A 10472-nucleotide genomic window follows, 5' to 3' on the forward strand; every position below is an offset into this window, starting at 1 on the left:
TCATTGACCCGGAACGTGCGACTTCACGACGCCAAAACCCGTAGCCGGTACGAGCTGTAGTCACACGCGAAATGGTCGCGTCTCTGCATACCAACCGTTTGATGTCGATCAGCTTTCCGCAGTTTTCTATAAGTTAGATAATTCTCAAGATGACTAAATTCCTCGCGATCCACGTAACGAACCCAGATGTCGGCTAGGTGCGGCGACGCAGGCATGGTGGCCGTCCGAAACCAACTTTTAGGCAGTCGCACCTACTGGGACCGCGATGGTCGCAGAAGGGTCGGCGACAGCCGACCACGTCGGGCAGTAAGCGGCCACAAACTGCCGGTCACATGCGCCGCCGGCAGGCCCCTCAGGCGTCGGCTCTGCTTCGCAACCGGCCATCTGATTGTCACAAGGCGAGCGCTCGTTCATCGGCCAGAAGGGACATCAATCTGGGCGGCCAACGACGCACAGCGCCACCGAGCGGGGGCGTCTCCCCTGTTAATCCCTGTCAGCTTGCCGGATTGCGTGCCATGACGATCCACGCCGCGCCGTCGATCATCACCGACCGCTCGCCGGGGAGGCCCGCGAAGGCGGCGCGAACCGCGGCCGACGCGCGGGCGCGGATGTCGTCGGGCTGATCAGCGAGCGCGCGCGACAGCGGGCCGACCTCGAGCGTCATCTTCACCGCGTCGTCGATCGCAGCGTCCCGCGTCCCGCCCTCGCCAAACGGGACGGAAGCATCGAAGGGCGCGATAGCGATATCGGTGAAGCCGGCTGCCGTCAGGATGCACGACACCCGCCCCCGATCGCCGAACGAAAATGGGCCGGGCGCTTCGGGATCGGGCGGCGCGCTCGGCGGGAGGATGCCCTTGATCGCGCCCATCGGCAGGCGCACCCAATCGTTCTCGGCCGCGCCGCGCCAGCAGACGAAAGCGACCCGCCCGCCCGGCCGCAGCGCGCGTCGCATATGGGCGAACGCCCCTGTCGGATCGTCGAAGAACATCACGCCGAAACGCGAGAACAGGATGTCGAACGCGACCTCGGGCAACTCGGCGCTGCTGGCGTCGGCCACCAGGAACAGGGCCGGCGTATCCTGTGGCGCAACCGCGCGCGCCCGGCCGATCAGCAGTTCGGATATGTCCACGCCCAGCACTTGGCCCCCCGGGCCGACGCGGGCAGCCAGTGCCAGACTCGACGCGCCCGCGCCGCAGCCGACGTCCAGCACGCGCTCGCCCTTCGCGGGCGCGGCGGCTTCGATCGCGGCCTGGCCGAACACCGCCACCATGGCGTCGAGCCGGGCCTGGTTTGCGACCCAGCGCTCCCCGCTTTGGCCATTCCAGTCGGCCACCTGATAGGCATTTTGCTCTGTCATGATATATCCGTGTTCTGATTTGTTCTTAACTAAGCTATCCGATGCCAAAGCGCGCATCGCAGTCAGAGCCCCCGCTTGTTCGAGGAACCCCACACGCCAGCGCTCCTGGGGTTAAGCGTCCACTATTCTTCTCAACGTGGCCCTTTGCATTGATCGCGGCGTCAGACGATTTGAAAAGGCTGCCATCTTGTTCGACAGGCCCGCGACCACCCTAGCCTTTCCTTGCAACAACGCCCGAATACCGCTCGCAGCGACCGGACGAGGCTTCATCGTGAGGAGGCGCAGCAAGGCCGAGGTGGTTGCGCCGGCTGCCTCGTCGAAGCCCGTCGCGGTATGCCCCGGGCAGAGAGTGGTAACAACCACACCATGCGGGCGGAGTTCGTCGTGCAGGGCCTCGCCAAGGGCGAGTACATATGACTTGGTCGCCGCATAGGCAGCGTAGCTAGGAACGGCTTGGAAGGCCATGAGGCTAGCGACGAGAAGCATATGTCCAGATCGCCGCTTGGCCATATCGCGGCCGAAGAGATAGGTCAGCTCTGTGAGCGTCGTGATGTTGAGCTGGATCATGTTCGCGGTGCGCTCGATCGGCGTTTCCAATAAGTCGCCGTGCAGGCCGTATCCGGCGTTGTTCAACAAGATGTCGACGGTCACCGACCTCGCGTCGAGACTGCATTTCAAGCGGCTGGCCGCGCCCGGCGAGGCAAGATCAGTCGCCTCGACCAGCACATCCACCCCGTATCTGCGGCGGAGATCGGAGGCAAGCTTTTCCATCGACTCGTGCCGTCGGGCCGCCAATACGAGATTGACTTTCTGCGCAGCCAGTAGATCTGCGAATTCAAGGCCGAGGCCACTCGATGCCCCGGTGATCAGAGCCCATTTTCCGGCGAAGCTGTTGATTGGTTGTTTCGACATCGTTCTCTTCCACAACTCTTTGATCAGCGAATGGGGCTCGGCCACATTCTCAATCGGAACACCCGCCTCTCCTTTGGGGAATCTCTGCTCTCAAACCAGCATCGACTGCTGGGCGAAGATACCCGCCATCGCGCCCTGCGATGATGCCTGGGTGACCGAGGGCAAGAGGGGCGTGGCGAGGTCGCCGGCGGCGTAGATGCCGGGCATGCTGGTTTGGCGGCGCTCGTCGACCTTGAGGGCGATGCCGGTGGGCGTATCGACCGTGGCGAGGCCCAGTGATTCATGCAGGTTTGCGGACGGCTTGTTGCGCGGATGGGCGAACAGGACGTCGACCGCGATATTGCGGCGGGTATCGAGATTAACGGTGGCGATATGGCCCTTGTGATGGGCGATCTCGACGATCCGGCCATCGACGACAGGTATGTTGCGGCGCGCCAGATCGGCCTGGATATCGGGCGCAATGTCATGACCATCGGCGAAGACAGTCAACTTGTCGGTCCAATCGCGGAACAGCCTGGCAGACTGGTGCGACTGCGGGCCGGACCAGACCAGGCCCCAATGCTGGCCGGCGACTTCAAAGCCGTCGCAGTAGGGGCAGGGCACGATGGACGTGCCCCAGCTTTCGGCAAAGCCCGGAACATCCGGCATCTGGTCGGCGACGCCATAGCTCAGGATCAGCCGGCGCGCCCTTAGGCTTTCGTTATCGTCAGTGACGACGCAGAAGTCGTCGATGGCGCCAGACACGCTCTCGGCCCGGGCATTGACCAGCCTGATCGTTGGATAGCGCGCCAGCTGCTGCCGCGCCTCGGCCAGGATGTCCAGCGGCGGCTTGTGATCATGGCCGAGCAGGCCATGCGAGTGGCCGGCAAAGCGGTTACGCGGCCGCCCGGTATCGAGAACGGTGACCTTGCGGCGGGCACGGCCGAGCTGCAGGGCGGCGGCGAGGCCGGCAAAGCTGCCGCCGATGATGATGACGTCATCCATGGTGATGGGCTCCGTGTTGTGAATGGAGGGGTGGGCTGGGCGTGGTGTGCAATATCGTCTGGCGGTACGCGCTTGAGACGGTCAGCGAGCAGGGCTTCGGCATTGGCGAGAAAGTTGCCCATGGCTGTATTGACCGGCCCCACAATCCCGCATTCGATATCACCGGGCGCCCCGGGGGAAACCTGATTTGGACAACCGGTTGAAACCTACCCTTGGCTTGCACATTTAAGATACTGCGTGGTATCGTAGTGCAAGAATTTGAATACTGTCAAGTACTGGAATTGTCGTGACCGAAAACAGCCAGGGCCGGCGCGGCCGGCCCGCCAACGAGGCGCTTCGCCAAACGATAGTCGACGCCGCGAGCGAACTCTTTGTGGAATTGGGTTTTCAAGCGACGACCATGGACAAGGTCGCCCAGCGGGCGAAGATATCCAAGCTAAGCATCTATCGGCACTTCGAGAACAAGGAGGCGCTGTTCAGCGCGGCCATGGCGGCCCACTGCCATCAGTTTGCACCACAGGCCCTTTTTGAAGGCGTCGACGGTTCGGCCGAAGATCAGCTCATGGCGGTGGGATCATCCCTGCTTCGCACGCTGTTGAGTCCCGACGTCCGCAGTGTCGAAGCCATGGTTTTGGCCGACAAGACGAATCAAAAGTCGTTAAGCAAGCTCCATTACGAAGCTGGGGCCGCCCATGTCATCGCCCAAATCGAGGCCGTGTTGCGTCAGTTGCACGCGAAAGCGATTCTGAACGTACCCGATGCTCTCAGGTCCGCCCGCTTGTTTGCCGCGCTTTTCAAAGGATCCGATCTCCTGCTTATCGCACGCTTCGATGAGGCGAGAGCAGAGGACGACAACGAAATCGAATCCTATTGCCGGTCGGCCGTCGCCATGTTCATCGCCGCGCACGGTGGCATCTAAAGTTGCGCTGTCACGGCCTGATGAAGAACCCGCAGCAGTTGCACACGCTGTTCGCTCTGAGCAATGTGGATGACGCGCGAACGACCGATGCGCGAGTCCACTGCATGAGCGCAAAAGCCGCCCGAGCGGGCAGGCAATCGGCGCCTTCCTTATGCCGAACCTCGCGCTGCATTCGAGCCAGGTGCCGCACCGCTTCCACCGCATCGGCCCTATGTTGATGGCTCAGTGCGGCAAAACGAGTTCTGAACACCATCCCTAACCTTGCGGGCGCTTCCTTTCGATCTGGTGAACGACAAGCTGATTGGTTATAGAGAAATCAAACTTACGCTCGAGAGCAATTCGTGGGTGGAGCAAGACGTCATCCTTGCACGGCGTAAGCCGCCTCACCAACTCCCGGGTCTACGCGTCCGCAGAGGCCGATGACTTGTCCCCCAGGCGACGGCACGGAATGACCGTTCCACTCCGGTACCTACCCTGAGGACAGAGACTGCTCGACCGGCTGCAACGGGTCGATCAGGGACATCAAGGTGGCGGCTCCTAGCAGCACCACGATAGGCGAAATTGCTCAGAACGCCTTGTCCGGCGAGCCTGCCTGCGGATCTGATGATGTTTGCAAGCTCGGCGCTTCACAAACTGCCGCTTCGTATAACGGAGTGTGCTTACGTGAGCATCGCCTTATCATCTGCCGGACCGCGTGGGTTCGAAGTAGCAACGACAACGACTTTCGCCCGACGTCAATCGCGAATCAGGTACCGGTCGCGGTTTTTCACGTCCTTGATCCAGTGGGGCGCACGCCCCCTGCCCGACCAGGTCGCACCCGTCTTCGGATCACGATACTTGGGCGGCACGACGCCCCCTGCGGACGTCGTTCGCCCGCCTCGCCGACGTCCGAAGATTTCGCGCTCAGTGAACCCATAGTCGGCAACCTTGGCCCTGATGTCAGCGAGCACCTCTTCGTATTCTCCCGCCCGGGCCGCCGCCTGCTCCTCGAACGCGGCCATTTGTGCCTTCAGTTCCCTGAATGTCGCCACGATTCGTCTGCCCGTTCTATCTCGCGCTTGATGTATGCATCGGTTCGATAATCACGAGAAATCTCATGGTCAAATTAATCAGGAATACGACATATATTTTAAAGCTCATGGATGGATTCGATAGTTCGGAGAGGCTGAAATCGTACGCCGACGCGCCCTCGTGCGAAAACCTTCCTCCACGAGGCGGCACCCTCCGATGCCAGATTTAGGAACTGAAGCCGACGTAGAGTATGAGCGCAAGCGCCAGACGCTCAAGAAGTTCGTCTCGCTGCGCGGCAAGCAAGACGTCAGAGAGCAATACGACTTCGGCTGGGCGAGCCATGCGCACGGGCACGGTACCCACATGACTGAAGGCGAGGTTTTGCGCCCCTGCCCGTGTTTGGGGATGAAATGCCGGAGGACCGTTAGTCGCATTTCATGGGCAACAACAATGGGGGCAACGAACAGCGATTTGACAGTCGGCCAGGTAGTGTCAAAAAAAACGGTGACGGACGCCCCGTAACTGTTAGCGACCCGCGCACGGCGGGCGCGAACTGGACGCAGATCGGCATGCTGCCACGCTCCAGGCTGTTGCCTGATACCCAGGCGTCACGCTGGCCGTCGAACTGGCGACGGCGCGGAAGTCGCCGGCACGCTCCTGGAAGCGGCGGCATCAATCAGCAGCAGTGCGGGTCCCGATTGATGGCGGCCCCGCTGACGGGATCTGCAATCGCTCCCGCTTCCCGCTTACACGGGAGTACGATGTATGGACGGGTTGACAGCCGGTTGCACTACATCGGCAATGCTGGACTGGCATTGCGGGAGCTACACCAGCTCCGACAATGCGATACATCGACCGAACCCGCGGATTCAGGTCCGTGTACCCTTGCGGCGACGCACCCACTCAGCGAAGGCTTCATCCTCGATGCGGTACTCACCGATGGCTAGTCTCGTAACGATATTGTGAGACTGGAGCCGGCGTAAAGCATGAGCAGCCGTGTTCTTCGTGGCCCGCTTTCCGGTTAGCCCTGTGAGCCGCGCCAGACCCGCGGCACCGTGGATATCCCCTTCCCCACGCGCGAGCATGGTCACGACCGCCTGGTCTGCGGGATTCAACTCGGTCCACTGACGCAGAAAGTGCTCATCCGAAAATACCGACGTCCTCGTATTTGCGAGCGCCGCCTCGTCGCCCTGGAGCTGGTAGAGCATGTACCGCTCGACGAACCGCTTGAAGAACTCGGGCGTTCGATGTAGTTCCTCGAACGCGTGCATTCCCTGCTCCAATGTCAGCCTGTGACGGGCCATGCTGTTCAGCAGCTTCACCGTGAACGCGACGAATTCCTCGCCAAGCAATGGGAATGGCTCCAGCGCCGCCCAGTTGTAGAACGGCTCGGAGGCCCGGCCAAACATCTCACGCAGCGTCGTCTCCGAACTCCCGGCAAAGATCACCTTGATGCGATCCTTGCGGACGTCGAGTGCCGCGCGCAATGCATGCGCGAAGTCGCTGTGGTCCGCAAGGGCGAGAACCTGCGCCTCGTCAATGACAAGGAGCAGCGGCCGTTTCTGTTTGTCGAGTTGACGGAGCACCTCGCGAAGTGCCACTCCACTGTCGCCTGCCGCGCCCAGCTCGGCCTCGAGGGAACCCTCCGCTCCCGCAATCCTGGCGGTCGCCTTCAGCTTCCTCACCGGACTACCGAGTTTTGCGAGCACCGCTCTCACACCTTGGGGTTCGAGTGCTTCCGCAAGCGCGCTGACCAGGGCTTCATCCGGCGCGGAACGTTTGTCCCAAAGATTCGTATACGCCACGAGGTAGTTTCTCCCGGCCGCGGCTGGCAGCAGGTCCCGGCGGAGAAATTCGGTCTTTCCCATACGCCGGCGCGCAAATAGCCCGCGAGCAGACGAAAGCTTCAGATCAAAAGCCTGGAGATAGGCTGCAGCGAGGTCTGGCCGGGGAAAATGCCAGGGGTCCGGCTGCAAGGTTTCAAGCGGTATCATTGATAGTGACTAGTTTCAAATTCAATGATACCGGATGATACTGCAGCGGGATGCCCAGCGCAAACGAGAAGTGTCCGGTAACGACGACGATCCCCTGCCTGCCGGCGCCCCTACGTTCATTCCCGGTGCGCGAGTCATCTGGATATGAGCGTGGCTCAGCCTGATACGCTACCTCGCTTCAAACCGGGGGTGAAGCGCTTCGGTCGTGTCCGCATCAGTCGTGAACTCCGCGCCAGGCCGCTGCAGTCAATCGTTCCACCGCCGCGTAGTATCGCGCCTGCGAAGTAGCCGCACCGTCGTCCTGATTCGCCTTCAATATGTCAAACAGATGCTCTGCGACAACCGAGCCGATCGCGTGGATTGCATCGTGTCGTGTAAGCCCCTCTTTCCTGAGGCGGTGCATCGCCCGGACCACGGGGTCGAGCCTCAATGCAAGCTGGTTTTCGACGATCACGTGTAGCGTGGCATGTAACCTGGCGTTGGGAAGCTTGATCCGGGCTCCGCGATGCCAGGTTTCGACGAGAGCAATTCGCTCCTGCTCATCAAGATTGAGCCATGATTCGGGCTCAGACTCGCGCTCGGGGTTGTACGCTTCCATCATTCTGCTCATTGTAAAAAAATGCGGTCTGCGATCGCGTCGTGTTTCTCCGTACGGGTCGACGGCTGCAGCCCGGTGACCCGCTGGCAAGTACGCAGGAGCACAGGCGGTGAAGAAGTTGTCAGTTAGATGCACTGCGACATCCTGCCGCCACGTGATGCGCGAGTACGGCTGCGACGAACGTATTCCCGGGGCTCGACGCAAACTGGTCCCGCAGACGTCCATTCAGCTCGTCCCGTTTCATGCCGGTAGCAAGCGCCGCATTGGCCAGCGCGCCGTAGGCGTCGAGCACATCGCTGGCCGTGATTTCATATCCGTAGCCAGAGCTCATCCAGTGCAGCGCCGCCGTACCGCAGGTCACCGCAAATGCCGGCGCCTGCCCGATGAAATCGCGTGCAGCCCGTGTCAGGGTTCGCGGATCGGTGGGGCTGCGAAACGCAAGCGATGCCGCCAGATCGAGCAATCCGGCTTCCTTGGCAGCGGCGAACCACTTCCCCTCGGCACCTGGACTGCAGGCAACCAGATCGCGGAGGATGTCTGCCGCTGCACGGTCCGGGTATTTTTTGCGATGGCGCGGAAAGTTGCGACATGCGTAGGGCCTTGATTGGCCTCGATCGCATAGCGCAGATATGCCTCGCCTTTCATACCCGAGGACAGCAGGATCGCCTCACACGCCTGGGCACGTAGGCAATCTCAGGCGTGGCACACAGTTCATCCCAACGCTCGCCGAGGTGTTGCAGATACGGCATCGAGTCATTCTGCAACGCATCGAAGAGACGCTCGAGCCATTGCTCCCGCGTGTCGGCGGTCGCATCGGCGCCGGCGATGACCGGAACCAGTGCGTCGATCACCCGGTTCACTGCCGTGCCGAGCGCCCCCGATGAACTGTCCACCTGTTCGAGTGCGGGCGACAGTTTTTCGAGCAGTGACACGGCCCCCTCGGCCGCGAGAGCTCGCTCCCTGCGGGCGACCTGGCGAATTTCTGTGACGGCTTCCTTCAGACGCTGGATCGGCAGGGCCGATTTCCAGCCAAAAGCCCCACGGCGAAACCGGGAGGCGAAGGTCCATTTGCAAGAAGTCGTACGTGCCATGATGTCAGGGGGCGCGATATCAGCGCGTCTTCATGTAGGCAGCATACAGGCCCGCATGCAGGCCACGTAACGCCGCGCGACGCTCAACAAGATCGTGCTGACGCCCCTGGCGCTCAAGGCTCAGGATTTGCCGCAGCAATGACGTTGCCCGCTCCGCATCGACGTACCGCGAGAGCCGCGCTTCGCGCAGCCGGTCCGCGAGCCCTGGCTTGACTGTAAGCAGCCAGGCGGGGAACCACGCAAAATCGGCCGCGCCACCGGTCCCGGCGAATTCCGCATCAAACCGCCGCCTCAACGCATCAAGCACACGATCGCCAAGCCGACCGATCATCGCCACGAATCGCGCCGGCGCGAGCCACGCCAGCTCCGCCAACAGCGGCCACGCGACGTCGAGCCCTTCTAACCGGTAACGCGCCTCGGCCGTCCACTCGAGTGGAGCGGGAATGCGCCACCAGGACGGAATCTGTTCGGCCGCCTGTCGTGCCTTGCGCCAATCGCCGGCGCACAGCCATAGCGGTGCGGCGCAGTCATCTGCAGCGCCTGCGCAAAAGGGGAGTTTTGCAGACCGTTCGGCCAGCGCACACCAGCAGGGGGCGAGCCACGCCTGCACACACGGCAGGGGCAGGACGCGCTGCGCAGCCGCCGCAATGGTTTCAGTGAGCTCGCGCCGGGCAACAGCCAGCTCGGCATGGTCCGCAAACGGCCAGCTGCAATCGGCCTCCAGCGCCAGCACCAGTGTGCCAGACGCCAGGAGTGTATTGTCGTCCGGGTGGTGCGCCCCAAGACACGTCCACGCGGCCCGCGCCGCACCCGCGTCCCGGCGCAGCAGCGCGTCTACCACATCATTGCGCAACATCACGTCGCGGCTGTCGGCGAAAATGTCGAGTTGTTCCACGGCGAGTTCACCCCCAATGAGCTGACCGGTCAAGGGACCGAGGCTAGCCCATTTCACCACATCGCGAAAGATGTGGCCCTCCTCGTCGACCGACTCGATGATCGCGCACTGGCGTGGCAGGGTCGGTAGCAGCGGGGCAGCAAGTGCGCCACTGCTACCGACCCCATGCCCATAAGTTCCACTGCCTGTCGATCGAACCTCCGAAGTCGCGAAACTTTTCGAAAGGGCAAGGAATTCTACTTTCCAGGCGTGGATGCCACATTGACGCTTCCCGATGCAGACGTGTAGCCGGAGGGTCCAGATGGATCGCCCGTTTCAAACCATCCGCTTGCAGGAACACAGCTGAACTGACATCCGCCAGTACCACCTTAACCGCGACGCCTGCTGCGTGTATGGCGCTTCCCGCCGGCCCTCGCTCGTATCCCGCAATCCATCTCATTCGACGCCTGGAGCTTTGAGGTCCTGTACAGACCGGAGACATGATTGACAGGTGTATGGGGACATGGTTGACACTTTTGGGCAACCCAACGCCCGAATCCATCCATGCCCTGGAATGTAAAAGACACCATGAGCCTCAGACAGGAATTCGTCAGTCTGGCAGCCGCACAGAGCCTGCCCTTCAGTGAGCTGTGCCGGCGTTTCAACATCAGCCGCCAGACCGGCTACAAATGGCTTGAACGCCATCGCGACGAAGGCCCGGCGGGTCTGGCC

At 61.9% G+C, this 10472-nt stretch carries 9 protein-coding genes and 2 pseudogenes; 3 read left to right on the forward strand and 8 right to left on the reverse strand.

Annotated elements, in window-relative coordinates; genetic code table 11:
- Nucleotides 1-493: 493 nt before the first annotated feature.
- The 3 genes from M3I56_RS36240 to M3I56_RS36250 form a co-directional block, all read right to left on the reverse strand.
- Nucleotides 494-1357, reverse strand: coding sequence for a class I SAM-dependent methyltransferase (locus M3I56_RS36240; protein WP_254358070.1), 864 nt, complete (start codon nt 1355-1357; stop codon nt 494-496).
- Nucleotides 1358-1468: 111 nt separating this feature from the next.
- The gene (locus M3I56_RS36245; protein ID WP_254358071.1) at nt 1469-2269 is read right to left on the reverse strand and encodes an SDR family oxidoreductase; all 801 of its coding nucleotides are present in this window, start codon (nt 2267-2269) and stop codon (nt 1469-1471) included.
- A gap of 90 nt (nt 2270-2359) precedes the next feature.
- Nucleotides 2360-3253, reverse strand: a complete 894-nt coding sequence (locus M3I56_RS36250; protein WP_254358072.1) for an NAD(P)/FAD-dependent oxidoreductase — start codon at nt 3251-3253, stop codon at nt 2360-2362.
- A 286-nt stretch (nt 3254-3539) separates the two neighbouring features.
- Here M3I56_RS36250 and M3I56_RS36255 point away from each other — a divergent pair, with 286 nt between their 5' ends.
- Nucleotides 3540-4172, forward strand: coding sequence for a TetR/AcrR family transcriptional regulator (locus tag M3I56_RS36255; protein WP_254358073.1), 633 nt, complete (start codon nt 3540-3542; stop codon nt 4170-4172).
- Nucleotides 4166-4280, forward strand: a pseudogene (locus M3I56_RS36260) (IS5/IS1182 family transposase); the annotation flags it as partial. The gene M3I56_RS36255 and the pseudogene M3I56_RS36260, both read left to right, overlap by 7 nt.
- 626 nt (nt 4281-4906) lie before the next feature.
- On the opposite strand, the gene M3I56_RS36265 reads toward M3I56_RS36260, so the two are convergent.
- The 5 genes and pseudogenes from M3I56_RS36265 to M3I56_RS36285 all read right to left on the reverse strand — a co-directional run bounded on the left by M3I56_RS36265 (nt 4907) and on the right by M3I56_RS36285 (nt 9761).
- On the reverse strand, nt 4907-5203 hold the full coding sequence (locus M3I56_RS36265) for an H-NS histone family protein (protein WP_254358074.1): 297 nt from the start codon (nt 5201-5203) through the stop codon (nt 4907-4909).
- A gap of 849 nt (nt 5204-6052) precedes the next feature.
- Nucleotides 6053-7051 (reverse strand): ATP-binding protein, encoded by a 999-nt coding sequence (locus M3I56_RS36270; protein WP_254358075.1) that lies wholly within the window; start codon nt 7049-7051, stop codon nt 6053-6055.
- 340 nt (nt 7052-7391) lie between these two features.
- Nucleotides 7392-7778, reverse strand: coding sequence for a hypothetical protein (locus tag M3I56_RS36275; protein WP_254358076.1), 387 nt, complete (start codon nt 7776-7778; stop codon nt 7392-7394).
- Between the two features lie 118 nt (nt 7779-7896).
- Nucleotides 7897-8866, reverse strand: a pseudogene (locus M3I56_RS36280) (hypothetical protein).
- A gap of 19 nt (nt 8867-8885) precedes the next feature.
- Nucleotides 8886-9761, reverse strand: a complete 876-nt coding sequence (locus M3I56_RS36285) for a hypothetical protein (RefSeq protein WP_254358077.1) — start codon at nt 9759-9761, stop codon at nt 8886-8888.
- A gap of 567 nt (nt 9762-10328) precedes the next feature.
- Here M3I56_RS36285 and M3I56_RS36290 point away from each other — a divergent pair.
- A partial coding sequence (locus tag M3I56_RS36290) for a helix-turn-helix domain-containing protein (RefSeq protein WP_375541854.1) occupies nt 10329-10472 on the forward strand: 144 nt, incomplete at its 3' end.

This window comes from Paraburkholderia sp. CNPSo 3281 (assembly GCF_024206515.1).
Classification (GTDB): Bacteria; Pseudomonadota; Gammaproteobacteria; order Burkholderiales; family Burkholderiaceae; genus Paraburkholderia; species Paraburkholderia nodosa.

Bases quoted from the DNA above. Each gene is read 5' to 3' on its own strand.
- M3I56_RS36275 (WP_254358076.1), bottom strand. From the start codon at position 7,778: ATGATGGAAGCGTACAACCCCGAGCGCGAGTCTGAGCCCGAATCATGG.
- M3I56_RS36240 (WP_254358070.1), bottom strand. From the start codon at position 1,357: ATGACAGAGCAAAATGCCTATCAGGTGGCCGACTGGAATGGCCAAAGC.
- M3I56_RS36245 (WP_254358071.1), bottom strand. From the start codon at position 2,269: ATGTCGAAACAACCAATCAACAGCTTCGCCGGAAAATGGGCTCTGATC.
- M3I56_RS36270 (WP_254358075.1), bottom strand. From the start codon at position 7,051: ATGGGAAAGACCGAATTTCTCCGCCGGGACCTGCTGCCAGCCGCGGCC.
- M3I56_RS36250 (WP_254358072.1), bottom strand. From the start codon at position 3,253: ATGGATGACGTCATCATCATCGGCGGCAGCTTTGCCGGCCTCGCCGCC.